Source organism: Limosilactobacillus portuensis (genome assembly GCF_014838735.1).
Classification (GTDB): Bacteria; Bacillota; Bacilli; order Lactobacillales; family Lactobacillaceae; genus Limosilactobacillus; species Limosilactobacillus portuensis.
This window is the reverse complement of the sequence record NZ_JABUXQ010000078.1, coordinates 1-427: the sequence shown is the minus strand read 5'-3', so window position 1 is coordinate 427 and position 427 is coordinate 1. Positions and strand designations below refer to the sequence as shown.

Here is a 427-nt window from a genome sequence, read left to right as displayed (position 1 = left end):
ATTTCTTAAATGTTATAACAAGAGAAGGAGTATATAATGATAGGTTCCCTGAATTAGTTGGTAATAAAGCTAAAAATAGTGATATAGAAATCATAAAATTATTATCCAAAAAACAACTTTTATATAAAAAACAAAAATATGAGCATAATTATCCTCATTGTTGGAGATGTGGTAATCCTTTGATATATTATGCGATGGAAGGTTGGTTTATTAAAACAACTAATTTTAAGAATGAAATTATTAACAATAATAATAATATAGAGTGGTTTCCTTCTCATATTAAGGAAGGGAGAATGGGAAATTTCTTAGAAAATATGGTTGATTGGAACATTGGTAGAAATAGATATTGGGGAACACCATTAAATGTATGGATTTGCAATGATTGTAATCACGAATACGCACCAAGTAGTATTAAGGATTTACAAAA

At 26.9% G+C, this 427-nt stretch carries 1 protein-coding gene; it reads left to right on the top strand.

Annotated features, from left to right (window positions below; genetic code table 11):
• The coding region (locus tag HUK49_RS10635) for a class I tRNA ligase family protein (protein ID WP_191913671.1) at positions 1 to 427 on the top strand (427 nt) is incomplete at both ends.